This is a genomic window from Streptomyces meridianus (assembly GCF_023703325.1).
Lineage (GTDB): Bacteria > Actinomycetota > Actinomycetes > Streptomycetales > Streptomycetaceae > Streptomyces > Streptomyces meridianus.
This window is the reverse complement of sequence record NZ_JAMQGM010000021.1, coordinates 16,440-32,573: the sequence shown is the minus strand read 5'-3', so window position 1 is coordinate 32,573 and position 16,134 is coordinate 16,440. Positions and strand designations below refer to the sequence as shown.

Annotated in this window: 17 protein-coding genes; 1 reads left to right on the top strand and 16 read right to left on the bottom strand. The window is 71.5% G+C overall.

What is annotated here, in order from left to right; all coding sequences use genetic code 11:
- Positions 1 to 24 precede the first annotated feature (24 nt).
- Positions 25 to 738, top strand: coding sequence for a scabin-related ADP-ribosyltransferase (locus M1E25_RS10010; protein ID WP_251412844.1), 714 nt, complete (start codon positions 25 to 27; stop codon positions 736 to 738).
- A 143-nt stretch (positions 739 to 881) separates the two neighbouring features.
- Here the strand turns inward: M1E25_RS10010 and M1E25_RS10005 are convergent, their stop codons facing one another.
- The 16 genes from M1E25_RS10005 to M1E25_RS09935 all read right to left on the bottom strand — a co-directional run bounded on the left by M1E25_RS10005 (position 882) and on the right by M1E25_RS09935 (position 15,997).
- Complete coding sequence (locus M1E25_RS10005) at positions 882 to 1,310, bottom strand: universal stress protein (protein WP_251412842.1); 429 nt, start codon at positions 1,308 to 1,310, stop codon at positions 882 to 884.
- 1 nt (position 1,311) lies between these two features.
- Complete coding sequence (locus M1E25_RS10000) at positions 1,312 to 2,808, bottom strand: APC family permease (protein WP_251412840.1); 1,497 nt, start codon at positions 2,806 to 2,808, stop codon at positions 1,312 to 1,314.
- A 57-nt stretch (positions 2,809 to 2,865) separates the two neighbouring features.
- A complete protein-coding gene (gene hypE / locus M1E25_RS09995; protein WP_285830596.1) occupies positions 2,866 to 3,951 on the bottom strand; it encodes a hydrogenase expression/formation protein HypE in 1,086 nt (361 codons plus the stop codon).
- Positions 3,944 to 5,068: a hydrogenase formation protein HypD gene (hypD, locus tag M1E25_RS09990; RefSeq protein WP_251412836.1), complete on the bottom strand. Its 1,125-nt coding sequence runs from the start codon at positions 5,066 to 5,068 to the stop codon at positions 3,944 to 3,946. Before hypD ends, hypE begins: the two co-directional genes overlap by 8 nt.
- Positions 5,065 to 5,388 carry a HypC/HybG/HupF family hydrogenase formation chaperone gene (locus tag M1E25_RS09985; RefSeq protein WP_251412834.1) on the bottom strand — a complete coding sequence of 108 codons (324 nt, stop codon included), beginning with the start codon at positions 5,386 to 5,388 and terminating at the stop codon, positions 5,065 to 5,067. The genes hypD and M1E25_RS09985 overlap by 4 nt, the downstream gene beginning before the upstream one ends.
- A gap of 24 nt (positions 5,389 to 5,412) precedes the next feature.
- On the bottom strand, positions 5,413 to 7,806 hold the full coding sequence (gene hypF / locus M1E25_RS09980; RefSeq protein WP_251412832.1) for a carbamoyltransferase HypF: 2,394 nt from the start codon (positions 7,804 to 7,806) through the stop codon (positions 5,413 to 5,415).
- Entirely contained in the window at positions 7,803 to 8,543 is a 741-nt protein-coding gene (hypB, locus tag M1E25_RS09975) for a hydrogenase nickel incorporation protein HypB (protein ID WP_251412830.1), read from the bottom strand. The genes hypF and hypB overlap by 4 nt, the downstream gene beginning before the upstream one ends.
- A gap of 5 nt (positions 8,544 to 8,548) precedes the next feature.
- On the bottom strand, positions 8,549 to 8,935 hold the full coding sequence (locus tag M1E25_RS09970; protein ID WP_251412828.1) for a hydrogenase maturation nickel metallochaperone HypA/HybF: 387 nt from the start codon (positions 8,933 to 8,935) through the stop codon (positions 8,549 to 8,551).
- 113 nt (positions 8,936 to 9,048) lie between these two features.
- Positions 9,049 to 9,153 (bottom strand): DUF6893 family small protein, encoded by a 105-nt coding sequence (locus M1E25_RS25885; protein WP_372500552.1) that lies wholly within the window; start codon positions 9,151 to 9,153, stop codon positions 9,049 to 9,051.
- A gap of 18 nt (positions 9,154 to 9,171) precedes the next feature.
- Positions 9,172 to 9,735: a hydrogenase maturation protease gene (locus M1E25_RS09965; protein ID WP_251412826.1), complete on the bottom strand. Its 564-nt coding sequence runs from the start codon at positions 9,733 to 9,735 to the stop codon at positions 9,172 to 9,174.
- Entirely contained in the window at positions 9,732 to 11,153 is a 1,422-nt protein-coding gene (locus M1E25_RS09960) for a hypothetical protein (RefSeq protein WP_251412822.1), read from the bottom strand. Before M1E25_RS09960 ends, M1E25_RS09965 begins: the two co-directional genes overlap by 4 nt.
- The gene (locus tag M1E25_RS09955) at positions 11,150 to 11,833 is read right to left on the bottom strand and encodes a DUF6084 family protein (protein WP_251412820.1); all 684 of its coding nucleotides are present in this window, start codon (positions 11,831 to 11,833) and stop codon (positions 11,150 to 11,152) included. Before M1E25_RS09955 ends, M1E25_RS09960 begins: the two co-directional genes overlap by 4 nt.
- Positions 11,830 to 12,507: a DUF5947 family protein gene (locus M1E25_RS09950; protein ID WP_251412819.1), complete on the bottom strand. Its 678-nt coding sequence runs from the start codon at positions 12,505 to 12,507 to the stop codon at positions 11,830 to 11,832. Before M1E25_RS09950 ends, M1E25_RS09955 begins: the two co-directional genes overlap by 4 nt.
- The gene (locus M1E25_RS09945) at positions 12,504 to 13,064 is read right to left on the bottom strand and encodes a NifU-related iron-sulfur-binding protein (RefSeq protein WP_251412817.1); all 561 of its coding nucleotides are present in this window, start codon (positions 13,062 to 13,064) and stop codon (positions 12,504 to 12,506) included. Before M1E25_RS09945 ends, M1E25_RS09950 begins: the two co-directional genes overlap by 4 nt.
- A complete protein-coding gene (locus M1E25_RS09940) occupies positions 13,061 to 14,845 on the bottom strand; it encodes a nickel-dependent hydrogenase large subunit (protein ID WP_251412815.1) in 1,785 nt (594 codons plus the stop codon). Before M1E25_RS09940 ends, M1E25_RS09945 begins: the two co-directional genes overlap by 4 nt.
- Before the next feature lie 66 nt (positions 14,846 to 14,911).
- Complete coding sequence (locus M1E25_RS09935; protein WP_251412813.1) at positions 14,912 to 15,997, bottom strand: NADH-quinone oxidoreductase subunit B family protein; 1,086 nt, start codon at positions 15,995 to 15,997, stop codon at positions 14,912 to 14,914.
- Positions 15,998 to 16,134 lie beyond the last annotated feature (137 nt).

Below are 16,134 nucleotides of genomic sequence, written 5' to 3'. Positions count from 1 at the left end.
GAACGATGGGTTGCCCCGCACATGATGACGAAGCACGCACTCCGTCTCGCCACCGCCACCGCCCTGATCACCGGTTCGCTGATGTTCTCGCCGGCCGGCGCCTCGGCCGACGACTATCCGGGGACCCCGGAGCAGATCCGTGACACCGGCCCCTGCGGGCCGACCGGCGGGTTCCGCACGGCGGACTGGGCCCAGACCACCACGGACCTCAGCATCCAGTCGCCGGTGGAGGTCGCCGCCGTGCGCGAGAACTGGTACTGGCGCCACGACAGCAACACCCTGTGGCGGGGCGACACTCGTCCGGACCCGGAGGTGATCTTCCGGGACGGCTTCACTCCGCGGGGTTCGGACCTCACCCCGTTCCCGCAGTGGATCATCGGGGGCAGTACGCAGACGACGGCCCACGTCAGCACCAGTTGTGACCGGTGGGTGGCCCAGGGCTTCGCCACGGCGAACAACAACGACGGCTGGGTGTACGCGATCCAGGCCCCCGGCGGGATCGACGTGAACGCCACCGCACGGCAGAACGACATCAACTCGCAGTACCTGTGGAACAAGGAGATCGACTTCCCCGGCGGCGTCCAGGGGCGGTTCATCCAGGGTGCGTGCCAGTACCACTGGGAGGGCCAGGACCCGGAGACGAACAAGAACATCTACCGGAACCTCGGCTGCCGGACGAACCCCCACTTCAACCCGGCCTCGGCGGTGGGGGCCGGGCTGGCCGGCTCGTCGAGCTGAGCCGGTCTCTCCCCACGCGGACGACGAGGGCCCAGGACACCGAGTCCCGGGCCCTCGTCGTTGCCGCTCGGCGCCCCGGCGGGACGTCCCCGGTCACCGTCCCGCTGCGGGCGCGAGCCGGCGGCGAGAGGCGTCCGCCCTGCTCAGTCGTCCCCCGGCAGATGACTCGGCACGCACAGCACCGGGCGGGTCGACAGGTGCAGCAGCTTGTGGGGCGTGGACCCGAGCAGGGCGCCGCGCATCGGGCTCTCGCCCCAGGTGCCCACCACGATCACCCGCGCGTTGTGGCGTTCCGCGGCGTCCAGCAGCGCCGGCGCCGGCTTCTCGTCGATGATCTCGACGGTCGTCGGCACTCCGGCGGCGTCGGCCTCCGCGACGGCGTGATCCAGCGCCGTCCGCCCGGCTTCGTGGAGCGCGTCCTTCACGACCCGGTACTCCTCGCCCCGGGTCCCCGGCGGCGCCGCACCGTAGACCAGGATGAGCGGTTCGCCGAACGCGGCCGACACCTCGAGCGCCGCTCCCAGCGCCCGTTTGGCGCCCGGCGACTCGTCGTAGCCCAGCACGACCGTCATGTCACCGTCCCCTTCCGTGGACGACGTGCGGATCGGCCACACTCGGCCGCTCCGACCAGAAGGCAGGGGACACGAACCGCCAGACGAACATGATGACGACCCCGACGAGGGCGATCCCGATGCCGATGACCAGCGGCGGTCCCAGACCGAACCACGAGACGCCGCTGTAGGAGTTCTCCGGGTCGGCCAGGTCGCTGACCGACTCGACCAGCAGCCAGGTCAGCAGCCCGGCTCCGACCAGCGGCCCGAGGCCGATGAGAAGGAAGTTGCGCACGCTGTCCGTCAGTTGCCGCCGGTAGTAGACGGCGCAGGCGATGCCGGTGAGCGCGTAGTAGAACGCGATGAGCAGCGACAGTGCCGAGAGCGAGTCGAACAGGGCGTTGGTGCTGATCTGGTTGACGCAGAGGTACCAGCCGATGGCGATGGCTGCGACCCACCAGGTGCTCACGTCGGGTGTACGGAACCGCTGGTGGATGTGGCCGTAGGCGTGCGGCAGCGCCATGCGGCGCGCCATGGACAGTGCCGTGCGCGAGGCCGGGATGATGGTCGTCTGCGTCGAGGCGATGGCGGAGGTCGAGACGGCCAGGAGCACGATCCAGTCCCAGCCGCCCAGCACCTTGTCCGCCAGCAGGGCGAAGATGAACTCCTCCTCGCCGGCGTTCTCGGCGAGGTAGGCCGGTCCGGCGTAGGCCACGACCGCGAAGCCGACGGACAGGTAGGTGATGAGCAGCACCACGGTCGACCAGATCCCGGCCTTGCCGGGGGCGGTGGCCGAGTCCTCGGTCTCCTCGGTGAGGTTGACCGCCGACTCCCACCCCCAGTAGATGAAGACGCCCAGCAGCAGGGCCCCGGTGAGCGCCGCGCCTCCGCGCCCGAACGGATCCATCCACTTCAGCTCCGGCTCGACCGAGTCGAACGGGCTCGTTCCGGCGTACACGCGGTAGAGCGCCGCCACGACGAAGACGAGCAGGAAGACGACCTGGGCCAGGATGAGGACATCCTGGACCCGGGCCGACAACTCCGTGCCGATCACGCACAGCAGCGTCATCAGAAGAATGAGCAGCACGGCGAGCAGTTGGCGCACGAACGCGTTCTCCGCCCAGCTGTCGAGGCCGACCGCGAGCAGCCCGAAGCTCACGGCGACGTCGGCCAGCGACCCGATGACCAGGACTCCGGTCATGGTGATGGCCCACCCGCCCAGCCATCCCGCCCACGGCCCCATGGCGCGGGTGACCCACGAGAATGTCGTGCCGCAGTCCTGGTCGGCCCGGTTGAGGTAGAAGAACGCCGAAGCGATCAGGAGCATCGGCACGAAGGACGCGAGCATCACGCCGGGTGCGTAGATTCCGACGAACGCGGTGATGGGACCGATGACGGCCGCGAGCGAGTACGCGGGTGAGGTGGCGTTCAGCCCGATGACGAGGGCCTCGAGGAAACCGATCGCGTTCGCCTTCAGCCCCTCCGGCGGCGGATCGGCGTCCGTCGTTTGGTCGGTCATGTTCCCTCGCTCTGCTTCGGCAGTGAACGCATCGAAGGTGATGGCTGGAAGACGGGTTCAGCAGATTCGGGGGAGCTGCTCGCCGATGGGCAGGTCGATGACGCGGGTGCCGCCGAGCCCGGTGCGGGCGACGACCATGCCCGGGTGGGAATCGACGCATTCGCCGATCACCGCCGCGCGGGCGCCCAGCGGGTGGGCGCGCATCGCGTCGAGGACCGCGTCCGCGTGCTCGCGCGGAACGAAGGCGACCAGCTTGCCCTCGTTGGCGACGTACAGCGGGTCCAGGCCCAGGACCGCGCAGGCGTTGGCGACCGGGTCGGGGACCGGGACGGAACGCTCCTGCAGGACGACACCGACGCCGGCGGCCGAAGCGATCTCACCGAGGGCCGCGGCGAGCCCGCCGCGGGTGGGGTCGCGCAGCACGTGCAGGTCGGGCGTGACGGCGAGCATGGACTCGACCAGTCCGCCGAGGGCGGCGCAGTCGCTCTCGATCCCGGTCCCGAACTCCAGCCCCTCGCGCAGGCTCATGACGGCCACGCCGTGCACGCCGATGTCCCCGCTGACGATGACGACGTCACCCGGGACCGCACGCTGCGGCCGGATGTCCACGCCGTCGGGGACCAGGCCGATCCCGGCGGTGTTGATGTAGACGCCGTCACCGTGCCCGGACTCGACCACCTTCGTGTCGCCGGTGGCGACCTCCACCCCGGCTGCGCGTGCCGCGGCCCCGAGTGCTTCGGCGACCTGGGCCACCAGCTCGACCTCGACGCCCTCCTCGAGGATGAACCCGCACGAGAGGTAGGCCGCCCGCGCCCCGCTCATGGCCAGGTCGTTGACGGTGCCGTTGACCGCGAGGTCGCCGATGCTGCCGCCGGGGAAGAACAGCGGCCGCACCACGTACGTGTCGGTGGAGAACGCCAGCCGGGTGCCGCCCAGCGTGACGGTTGCGGAGTCCGCCAGCGCCGAGAGGACCTGGCCGCCGAACGCGGGGGCGAAGACGTGCTGGACGAGTTCACCGGAGAGCACGCCGCCCCCGCCGTGCCCCATGACGATGCGGGGCTGGTCGCGCAGGGGCGCGGGGCAGGTCCAGCCGGAGAAGTCCGGTGCCTGGTACGGCCGGTCCAGGTCGGTGATGTCAGCCAACGGGGCTCGCCTCCAGAGGTGCAGTCGTGCCGCCGAGCCGGCGGTACAGGTAGTACGCGGCGCAGGCCCCCTCGCTGGAGACCATCGTGGCGCCGAGGGGGGTACGCGGCGTGCAGGTCGTGCCGAACGCCGCACATTCGTTCGGCTTGAGCAGGCCCTGCAGGACTTCGCCGCTGCGGCACTCGTCGGGTTCCTCGGTGGCGATCCCGGTGACGGAGAATCGGTGCTCCGCGTCGAATTCCCGGTAGCGCTCGGACAGTCGCCAGCCGCTGGCCGGGATGGTGCCGATGCCCCGCCAGGAGCGGTCGGTGACCTCGAAGACGTCGGCGAGCATGGTCTTCGCCGCAGGGTTGCCCTCCGGCCGGACGACACGGGCGTACGCGTTGTCGACCGTGTGCTCGCCGCGCTCCAGCTGCCGGACGGCGCGGCGGATGCCTTCGAGGATGTCCAGCGGCTCGAACCCGGTGACGACGACCGGTACCTGGAACCGTTCGGTCAGGTCCGGGTACTCATCGATGCCCATCACACTGCACACGTGACCGGCGGCCAGGAAGCCCTGGACGCGGCAGTCGGGCGACTGCATGATCGCCTCGATGGCCGGTGGCACCCGGACGTGCGAGACGAGCAGGCTGAAGTTGCGGATGCCGAGTTTGCGCGCCTGGTACACGGTCATGGCGTTGGGCGGCGCGGTGGTCTCGAAGCCGATGCCGAAGAACACGACCTCGCGGTCCGGGTTCTCCTGGGCGATCCGCAGCGCATCCAGCGGGGAGTAGACGACGCGGACGTCGCCGCCTTCGCTGCGCACCTGGAACAGGTCCCGGTTGCTGCCGGGCACGCGGAGCATGTCGCCGAAGGAGCAGAAGATCACGCCGGGTCGGGAAGCGATCTCGAGGGCCTTGTCGATCACCTCGAGCGGTGTCACGCACACCGGACAGCCCGGTCCGTGAATCAACTCCACCTGATCGGGCAGTAGCTGGTCGATTCCGTGCCGGATGATCGAGTGCGTCTGCCCGCCGCAGACCTCCATCAGTGCCCAGGGACGGGTGACGGTGGCGTGGATGTCGTCGAGCAGCCGCTGCGCGAGCTCGGGGTCCTGGAACTCCTCGATGTACTTCATCGTCCGCCCTCCCGCGCGGCAGGGGCGGACGCGGCGGGCAGCGGGCTGCCGCTCTCCTGTGCGGCCTGTTCCCAGGCGTCGCCGAACTCCTCCTCCAGCATTCCGAGGTTGCCGAACAGCGCGAGGGTCTGCTTTGCCGACTCCTCGTCCAGCCGTTGCAGCGCGAATCCGACGTGGACGATGGCGTACTCGCCCACCTGAAGGTCGGGCAGGTACTCGAGGCAGACGTCCTTCACCACACCGCCGAAATCGACGCTCGCCATGCGGGTGCCGTCCCGCTCCTCGATGTCCAGCACTTTGCCGGGTACCGCCAGGCACATGGGGGTTCTCCTCGCTCTGGGGGGTCAGGGAGTGGCCGTGCCGGCGTCCGGCAGGGCTTCGCGCGCGGTGACGATCAGCTGGCCGAGCGCCAGCCCGCCGTCGCCCGGGGGTACGAAACGGTGCCGCAGCACCGTGAAACCGTCCTCGCGCAGGTCGCGGGCGCAGGCGCCGGACAGCAGCACGTTGGCGAACACACCGCCGCTGAGCGCCACGGTGTCCAGCCCGTGCCGTTCGCGTGCCGCGGCGCAGACGTGGCGCACCAGCTGCGTCACCGCATGGTGGAAACGCGCCGCGATGACGTCCTGCCCGGTGCCGCGGCGCAGGTCGGCGACGACGGCGGCCAGCACCGGCGCGGGGTCGGCGATCAGCGGCCCGTCGGGACCGGGGGACAGGCCGAACGCGTAGGCGGGGTCGGGCGGTTCGGGGCAGCCCGTGGCCGCGGCCTCGAGCTCCATCGCCGCCTGCGCTTCGTAACCGGCGTGGTGGCACACTCCCGCCAGTGAAGCCACGGCGTCGAAGAGGCGGCCCATGCTCGAGGTGGGGACGCAGTGCAGCCCCCGTTCCACCTGGCGGGCCAGCGGTCGGCGTTCGGCGTCGGGGCAGGCCGCGACGCACGGCAGGTCGTCGGTCCAGGGAAGCCGGGCGGCGTAGAGGTGGGCCAGCGCCATCCGATAGGGACGCTGCACGGCGGCGTCCCCACCCGGCAGGGGCACCGGGGCGAGGTGGGCGAAGCGGTCGAAGCCCCGGTAGTCGGCGAGCAGGAACTCTCCGCCCCACACCGTTCCGTCGTCCCCGTAACCGGTGCCGTCGAAGGCGACGCCGATGACGCGGCGGCTGCCGTCGAGCCCGTGCTCGGCCATGGCGGAGGCGATGTGGGCGTGATGGTGCTGCACCCGGCGCACCTCGCGGGCCCCGGCGTGGCGCCGGGCCCACTGCCCGGAGCGGTAGCCGGGGTGGCGGTCGGCGGCCAGCACGGTGGGCGTGACTCCGGTGATCTCCTCCAGCTGGCCCTCGGCGCGGTCGAAGGCGGTGAGGGTGGCCAGGTCGTCCATGTCACCGATGTGCGCCGACAGCCAGGCGCGGCGGCCCTCGCCGAGACAGAAGGTGTTCTTGAGGTCGCCGCCGACGGCGAGCGCGGGCACCACGGGCACCGGGAGGGTCACCGGGAACGGCGCGTAGCCGCGGGAGCGGCGCACCGGCAGTTCCTCGCCGTCCAGCACCCGCACCACCGAGTCGTCGCAGGGGACGTGGATGGGCCGGTCGTGGGTGAGCCATCCGTCGGTGAGACGGGCCAGGCGTTCGAGGGCCTCGTCGTCGTCGGTGACGATCGGCTCGCCGCCGAGGTTTCCGCTGGTCAGGACGAGCAGCCGGGGTCCGGGCGGGTCGTCCGGCAGCCCCATCAGCAGGTGGTGCAGGGGGGTGTAGGGCAGCATGACGCCGAGATCGGCGCTGCCGGGCGCGACGGAGTCGGCCACAGTGGGGGCGCCCGCGGGCCGTTCGGCCACGGTGCGGGCGCGCAGCAGGACGACGGGCCGCCGGGTTCCGGTGAGCAGGTCCCGTTCGAGGGGGCCGATGCGGGCGATCGCCTCGGCGTCGGCGAGCCGGCGGGCCATCAGGGCGAAGGGCTTGTCGCCGCGGGCCTTGCGCCGCCGCAGCCTGCGGACGCTGTCCGCGTTCCCCGCGTCGCAGGCAAGGTGGTAGCCGCCCAGGCCCTTGACGGCGAGGATCGCGCCCTCGGCGAGCAGCCGCCGGGCTTCCGCGAGCGGCCGGCTGCGCGTCACGGTGTTGCCGGGCTCGTCGCCGGCGCGCAGCAGCAGGCGCAGCCGGGGCCCGCAGTCGTGGCAGGCGACGGGCTGGGCGTGGAAGCGGCGGTCGGCCGGGTCGGTGTACTCGCTCGCGCAGCGTTCGCACATCGGGAAGCGCACCATGGTGGTGTTGGCGCGGTCGTACGGCAGTCCGGTGACGATGGTGAAGCGAGGGCCGCAGTTCGTGCAGGTGATGAACGGATGCCGGTACCGGCGGTCGGCCGGGTCGGACATTTCGGCCAGACAGTCGTCGCAGGTCGCGGTGTCCGGGGAGACCAGGGTCCGGCTGGGGCCGCCGGAGCGGGAGGCGAGGATGCCGAAACCGGTGGAGCCGGTCGTGGGGACGGGCTCGTGGCGTACGGACTCGACCGCCGCCAGGGGCGGCGCGTCCGCGGCGATGCGCTCGCAGAAGGCGGTGACCGCCTCGGCCGGGCCCTCGACCTCGGCGACGACGCCCTCACCGGTGTTGGTGACGTGCCCGGCCAGTCCGAGTTCGGAGGCGAGGTGGTGCACGAACGGCCGGAATCCGACTCCCTGTACGACCCCGTGCACGGTGACCCGCCGGCGCTGGGCGAGTGCCTCGGCGGCGGCGTCGGTCTGCTGGGCCGTCATGAGTGCGTGTGCACGACGCCGTCGTGGTGATGGACGTGCCCCTGCCCGGCCGTGCGCGCCATGACCGGCTGGTGGGGGACGTGGCCTGCGTGGACCGCGCAGGCGTGGTCGATCAGAACGCCGAGTCCCTCGCCGCGCCGGGCCGAGGTGAAGACGACCTCGACACCGGGGTTGACCTGCTGCACGGCCGCAAGGAACGCGGCCCGGTCGAAGCCGGCGGCCTCCGCGATGTCCTGCTTGGTGACGACGACCAGGTGCGCCAGCCCGAACGCGGTCGGGTACTTGAGCGGCTTGTCCTCGCCCTCGGTGACGGAGGCGAGTACCACGCGCAGCGATTCGCCGAGGTCGTATGAGGCGGGACAGACCAGGTTGCCCACGTTCTCCACGAACAGCAGCCGGGTGTCCCCGGGGAGCCAGCCGGCGATGTGGGAGCGGAGCATGCCGGCCTCGAGGTGGCAGAGGCCGTCGGTGAGCACCTGTTTGACGGGGGCTCCGGAGCGGGCCAGCCGCGTCGCGTCGTTCTCCGTGGCCAGGTCCGCGGTCAGGGCGGCGACCGCGATGCCGCGCTGCCGGGCCAGGGAGAGTTCGGCCTCGAGCAGGGCGGTCTTTCCGCTGCCGGGACTGGAGAGCAGGTTGACCACGACGGTTCCGCGTGCGGTCAGTTCGTCGCGCAGCTCCTGGGCGCTGCGGTCGTTCTTGGCGAGCACGGCCTGCTGGAGGTCGACGACACGGCACATGGGCTTCAGCGCTCCTCGGTGACGTGGGCACGGTCGTGCGCGGGGCGGTCGGCCCAGCGCACGCTGACGATCTGCAGTTCGCGTCCGGACACCATGTCGGCCGTGGCGCCGCCGCAGTTCGGGCAGCACAGTTGCGGGGGCATCCCGGTGTCCCATTCGGTGGTGCAGGGACCGCAGCGGGCGCGGGCGGTGACGGGGTCGATGTCCAGCTCCGCGCCGTCCAGGACCGTCCCTGCGCAGGCGAGGGTGAAGCAGAAGCGGAGGGCGTCGGGGACGACACCGGCGAGTTCGCCGACCTGCAGCCGTACCGCCTCGGCGGCGTCGCCGGACCCGGAGCGGGCGGCGTCCTCGACCTGCTCCACGACGGCCAGCGCGATGGACATCTCGTGCATCGGTCTCTTTCCGGTGTGCGGTCCGCCCGTGTCCCTGATCCCATTACAGGCCGGGGTACGGGGGCGGGCCGGGCCGCCACGCCGCCGCCCGCCCCTCGCGTCCGCCGTTCGCCTCACATGGCGCGCATCTTCATGTAGCGCCGGAAGTCGGGCAGGTTCTGGCTGACGACCCAGCCGAGCGCGGCCGCCAGCGACCCGCCGATGAGGATCTTCCACATGGTGCATCCGCTCCTTCGTCACCGGTTCCGGGCCGCGTGCCCGGCCGCCTGTTGCGCCGGCCCGTCCTGTTGCCGGCCGTTCCGCAGAATTTCCAGTACGACGCCCACGGCCTCGTCGACGGCGGCCTCGACGGGTTCGCTGAGGCCGATGCCCTCGTCCAGGCAGGCCGGTTCGCACCCCACGACGAACACCTGCTCCGGTCTGCTGCCGCCGGTGCCGGTGCTGAGCGCGTCCAGCAGCGACAGGACGGCGCCGGGGGTCATCCGGTGGCCGTCGATCAGTGCCTCCCCGGGGCCGTCCGGTGCCGGCCTCGGGTCCTCGATCCGGTACACGGTGCCGGGTTCGCCGCCACGGGCGGTGGCGTCCAGCAGAACGAGCCTGCGGTAGCCGTCGAGGACCTGGTAGGCGAGATGGACGCCGCGCACCCCGGTGTCCACGACGTCGACGTCGTCGGGGCGGGGCTGCCGGGCCAGTCGCCGCACGGCCTCGACGCCGAAGCCGTCGTCGCCGAGGAAGATGTTGCCGATTCCGGCCACGAGGGTGCGGCCGTGCGCGTTCCCGCTCACGTCGGTGGGGTTCACGCGTCCTCCAACGGGGTCACCTCGTCGGGCTGGAAGTACAGGAACCGGCCCTGTTCGCGGCGGAGTTCCGCGCCGGGGTCGTCGTCGACGGTGACGGCGAGGTGGACGGCGCCGTCCACGTCGTGCAGGACGGCCTCCACGAGGGCGGTGCGTCCGTGCACGAAGAGGTCCTGGGCGTCGGTGCGGCGCAACCCGGGGCTCAGCCGGATGCGGCTGCCCGCGCCGACCGGGACGCCGTCGACGACGACGCGGTCGTGCTCCGGGTCGACGCTCCGGTCGGCGGCGGGGTCCCACCAGGGGGTGCCGGGCTCGACGCCGGGCACGGTCGAGCCGGGTTCGGGCGGGGGCGCGCCGGGGCCGGTGACGTCGCGGAGCGCCCGGACCGCGCCGTGCAGGCGCTCCAGTACCTCGGGAGGCATGGTGTCGGCGAGTTCGATGACGGCCGCGGCCCGGTCGTCGGTGCCGCGGGCCTCGCGCTTCTCCTCGTCGGTGAGGGCGGCGGTGCGCAGCGCGAGGATCTCGTCGATCTCGGTGGCGTCGTACAGGGTGCCGAGGCTCTCCGGGGCGATCTGCGGGTGGTCCTCCAGGATGATCGGGGAGGACAGCAGGACGTCGGAGCCGCCGTCGGCCCCGGCGAGGACCGGCCAGCAGTGCTCGTTGCGGCACTCGGCGACGGCGGCCCGGGCCCATTCGGGCGGGTCGGTCACGGAGAGGAACGAGCCGCCGGTCAGGCCCAGGACGAGGTGTGCGGACAGCAGCGAGTGGGGCAGTGCGGCGTCGCGGTCCGCGGGCGCCCCGGGCTCGGGGGCCCAGCCGCCGGCGTTCTCGACGACCGCGGTCAGCCGCATCACCCGGTAGGGGCCGGGGAGTTCGGCTGCGGTCAGCCGCAGCACGCCGTCGACGCGTTCGCGGCGGCGCACCAGCCGGCCGGCGAGGGTGCCCGAGGCGTCACGGACCTCTTCGGCCTCCTCGCGGGCGGGCCGGGTGAAGGGCAGCACGACGCCCTCGTCGCACAGGCCGTCGACGTCGGTGACCAGTTCGACGCGCTCCTCCACGCCCTCGTCCCACGGGGACAGGATCCGGTCGGGGAGATCCAGTCTTTCCACCTCGGTGAACTGCCCGTCCCCACCGCATCGTTGGACGGTCCGGCGCTGGGCGTGCAGGAACCGCAGCTCGACGTGGAGTCCGGCGCCGCGGCGGGGCTCCATGAGGCACTCGGTGCGCAGGTGGGAGTGCTCGCCGCTGCCGGCTCCCCAGGCGGGCGGCACGAGGACGCCGAACTGCCAGCGCATGCGGTTCTTGGCCGCCGACGCCCGGTAGGGGTAGAGCACGTACCCCTCGAACAGGACGGCGTCGGCGACCTGGTGGGCCACCGCGAACCGGGGGTTCACGGCCGGGCCGGTTCCGGTGGCGGTCATGAGGTCCCCTCGGCGGCCTGCGGGGCGAGCACGGATGCGGGGGCCTCGGCCGCCGGGGCGGCCGAGCGCAGGAGTTCGTGGACCGTCGCCTCCCAGGACGGCAGGGCACGGCGGGAGCGGAAGTCGCTCAGGGCACCCATGGCGGAGCGCGAAAGCCGGAGCCAGCCGCACCTCGGGAAGTGCTGCTCGATCATGTCCTTCCACACCTGTACGGGCATTCGGCAGGCGGCCTCCTTGTCCCAGGGAACCGGCTGGACGCGGAAGCCTCCGGCGCCGCAGAAGGCCGTGCCGGAGAACAGCAGGACGAGTGGGACATGGCCGTCGTCGAGAGCGGTGAAGTACTTCGACGAGGCGACGTCCGTGTCGTACGTGCACGGGACCGGCAGGTCTACTTCCGTCTCGTCGGTGAAGCCCGGGACGACCACGGAGACCTGGGTGAACTGCATCGGCTTGAGGGTGGTGGCCCAGCGGGAGCGCTCGCCGAACAGGTCGCCGAGCCGGTCCGCCTCCGTCTTCCGGTATGTGCGCCGGCCCGGCTCGATGCGCATCTGGCAGCGCAGTGCGATGGCGTGCACCCGTTCGCCGCCGGGCGCGGTGATGCGCAGGCGGAAGACCAGGGTCGGCCCGGCCGCGTACGGCTCGGCCCGGACACCGGTGCAGGTGAAGTTCAGTTCCGTCACGTCTCTCCGTCCTCCCGGGGCACTTCGGTCGCACGCCGTGCCAGATCGTCGAAGAACGCGGCGAGTTCGGCGTGCGCCTGTGCCCCGCCGTCGAAGCCCTGCCAGTGCAGCCGCATCCGGCCGACCAGGGCGTACGCCAGATCGACGGGCACCAGATAGCACTCGCTGCGGTCGTCGTCCCCGCTGCCGGGGGTTCGCCGCACCAGCAGCGCCTCGGTGTCGGGCAGCATCACTTCTGCCAGCGGGGACCTTCCGAGGACGGACTCCCAGGCCTCCGGGTCGAGTTCGCTCTCGGTCGCTCCGGCCGGGCTGGGGTAGAACGCCACCGGCCGGCCCAGTTCCGAGTTGCGGAAGAAGAACGCGATGCTGACCGGGACGCGCAGCGCCTCCCAGTCGGCCGGGCCGAGAGCGGCACCGAACCCCGGGTCGGTGAGGATGCGCCCCGGGAGGCTGCGGAACCGCCCGGTGGAGGCGCCCGGCCGGTCGAAGAGCATCGCGCAGGGGGTGCAGGCACAGGCGAGCGAGCGCCGTTCCTCGTCCACCAGGTGCCGGTGCTCCTGCGGCACGTTCGTGCCGCACAGTTCGCACCGCTCGGGCCGGGGCTGCGCCGGTTCCAGGAACCGGCGCAGCCCTCTGCGGCCCGTCCGCCCGCGGTCGGTGGTGTGTGTGCTCACGACGCTCCCGTGGGGGACGCCGGTCCGGCTCCGGCCGGCTGCAGCCCCGGCGGGCGGCGGCCGATCTGCAGCAGCGCCGGTTCCCGGGCCGCCGATCCGGGCTGCTCGAACTCGACTGCCGTGACCTCCGGTGCGAAGCACGAGAGGGCCGCCTCGATGCGCTGCCGGGCGGCGTCGGCGGTGCTGGGGCAGCCACCGCCCCCGGAGGAGGCCAGCCGCAGCGCCCCGGTCTCCTCGTCGAGCTCCCGCACGGTGAACCCGTCGCCGCCGGCGGCGTCGAGGGCACGTCCGATGCGGGTGCGGACGTCCTCCGGGTGCAGGTCGTGCAGCGCCAGCAGCGCCGACACGGTCTCGTCGGCCAGTAGCGGGGCCAGCGATCCGGCGGCCCCGCCGCCCCGCTCCGACAGCAGCGCGGTGATCCGGGCCAGCCCGGTGCCGTAGAAGTCCATCAGCACGCGGACCAGTTCCTCGGCGGCCGCGGGGACGGCCGGGTCGGCGTGCGACGTGAGGCGGTCCAGGACCTCCTCGACCTGCCGGGCGGTGGTCTCCGCGCTCATCCCGCCATACCGCTCAGGCCGGTGGGCACGTGCATCTTCTCGACGGTCTTGCCGCCGCCGACGTACATGTGGACGCCGCAGGGCAGGCACGGGTCGAAGCTGCGGACCGCGCGCATGATGTCGATGCCCTTGAAGTTCTCCGGGGAGTTCTCCTCGAAGATCGGGGTGTTCTGCACCGCGTCCTCGTACGGGCCAGGGGTGCCGTAGGTGTCGCGCACACTGGCGTTCCACGGAGTGGGCGGGTACGGGTGGTAGTTGGCGATCTTCCCGTCCCGGATCACCATGTGGTGCGACAGGACGCCGCGGACGGCCTCGGTGAAGCCGCAGCCGATGGACTCGTCCGGCACCTCGAACTTCTCCCAGGTCTGGGTGCGCCCGGCACGGACTTCCTCCAGCGCCTTCTCGGCGAAGTGCAGCGCGACGGCCGCCGAGTAGGCCTGGAAGTAGGTGCGGGCCCGGTTGCGCTCCAGGGCGTTGCTCCACTTCGGGATCTTCCACTCGAAGGTGGTCTCCGGCTTGGTCAGCGAGCGCGGAAGGTTGATCTTCACGCTGTGGCCGGTGGCCTTCACGTAGCCGACGTCGACCAGCCCGGACAGCGCGGTGGACCACAGCCGGGCCAGCGGGCCGCCGCCGGTGTCCAGGGCCAGGTGGTCCTTGCCGTCGAACCAGCGGGGCGACATCACCCAGCTGTACTTGTCGTCGAAGTTCCGCTTCTGCGGGGCGGGAATGGTGTGCTGGTTCCACGGATGGCGCGGGTCGACCGGGTTGCCGAGCGGGTCGTGGCTGACGAAGGTCTCCTGGCCCTCCCAGTCCTGGTAGTACGAGCTGCCGAGCAGGATGCGCATGCCCAGGTTGATCTCGGTCAGGTCGTTGGTGACCAGTTTGCCGTCCACGATGATGCCCGGGGTGACGAACATCCGCCGTCCCCAGTCCGTCATGTTGCGGTAGGTGAAGTCGCAGTGGTCGGGGTCGTTCAGGGAGCCCCAGCAGCCGAGCATGACGCGGCGCCGGCCGACCTCCTCGTAGCCGGGCATGGCCTCGTAGAAGAAGTCGAAGAGGTCGTCGTGCAGAGGCACCACGCGCTTCATGAACTCGACGTAGCGCATGAGCCGGCTGAGGTAGTCGGTGAACAGCTGGACGGACGCCACCGTTCCGACGCCGCCCGGGTAGAGCGTCGAGGGGTGCACGTGCCGCCCCTCCATCAGGCAGAACATCTCACGCGTGTACCGGCTGACCTGCAGGGCCTCCCGGTAGAACTCGCCCTCGAGCGGGTTGAGGGAGCGCATGATGTCGCCGATGGTGCGGTAGCCGTGCTCGGCGGCGTGCGGCGCCTCGGTGCGGTTCGCCTGCTCCAGGACGCCGGGGTTGGTCTCGCGGACCATCTTCTCGCAGTAGTCGACCCCGACCAGGTTCTCCTGGAAGATGTTGTGGTCGAACATGTACTCCGCGGCCTCGCCGAGGTTGATGATCCACTCACCGAGGTGCGGGGGCTTCACGCCGTACGCCATGTTCTGCGTGTACACCGAGCAGGTGGCGTGGTTGTCGCCGCAGATGCCGCAGATGCGGCTGGTGATGAAGTGGGCGTCCCGCGGGTCCTTGCCCCGCATGAAGACGCTGTAGCCGCGGAAGACCGATGACGTGCTGTAGCACTCGGCGACCCGCTTCTGCTTGAAGTCGATCTTGGTGTGGATGCCGAGGCTGCCGACGATCCGGGTGATCGGATCCCAGGACATCTCCATCAGGCCGCTGCCGTCTCCGGCTGCCTTCGTCTTCGGTGCCATCAGTCTGCCGTGCCCTTCGTCAAGCGGGGAGATCGGATGAGCGGCTGGTGAGGTTCCGGCCGGGGGTCACCACGGCTGCCGGTAGCCCGTGGTCAGCTTCCGGCCGGTGTGGCGCCACTTCGGCTCCTTGTCGACCGTGCCGAGCGTGATGGAGCGCAGCTTGCGCACCGCAGCTCCGTAGGCGCCGCTGGCGGTGCTGGAGACCTTGGCGCCGGGCGGCTCGTCCATGAACGGCATGAACTTGTCCGGGAAGCCCGGCATCGTGCAGGCGATGCAGATGCCGCCGACGTTCGGGCAGCCGCCGATGCCGTCCATCCAGCCGCGCTTGGGGACGTTGCACTTCACCACGGGCCCCCAGCAGCCGATCTTCACCAGACAGGTGGGGGAGTCGTACGCCTCGGCGAACTGGCCCTGTTCGTAGTAGCCGGCCCGGTCACAGCCCTCGTGCACGGTCGCACCGAACAACCAGGTGGGACGCAGCTTGTCGTCCAGCGGGATCATCGGGGCCGAACCGGCCGCCTGGTACAGCAGGTACGTCAGGGTCTCCGCGAAGTTGTCCGGCTGGATCGGGCAGCCGGGGACGCAGACGATCGGGATGCCCGCCTTGGACTTCCAGTTCCAGCCCAGGTAGTCCGGCACGCCCATGGCCCCGGTGGGGTTGCCCTCCATCGCGTGGATGCCGCCGTACGTCGCACAGGTGCCGATGGCCACCACGGCGAGGGCCTTGGGGGCCAGGCGGTCGAGCCACTCGCTGGTGGTGATCGGCTGGCCCGTCACGGGGTCGTCGCCGAAGCCGGACCAGTAACCCTCGGCCTTGATGGACTCGTTGGGGATGGAGCCCTCCACGACCAGGACGAACGGTTCCAGCTCTCCGCGATCGGCCTTGAAGAACCAGTCGATGAAGGTGTCGGCGCCCCCCACCGGGCCGCACTCGAAGTCGATGAGCGGCCAGTGAACCTGGATCTTGGGCAGGCCCGGCAGGGCCTGCAGTGCGATTTCCTCGATGCTGGGCTGTGTCGCGGCGGTCAGCGACACCGAGTCGCCGTCGCAGCTGAGTCCTGCGTTGATCCACAGAATGTGGACGGGTGCTTCCTCGGCTGCGGAGCCGGCAGCGCCCGCGGTGTCGGTCACGGTCGAAGGTGCTGCATCCATGTGGATGCCTCCTCGGGGAGGGTTGCGACAAAAGCCACATAACGTCGTCCAGTGTCCTTGTTACCGCTCGCCGCGCCGGACGGCAGGTCAGGGAGCGCCGATCCAGTGACGACCAGCTCTCCGACGGGCGAACCGGC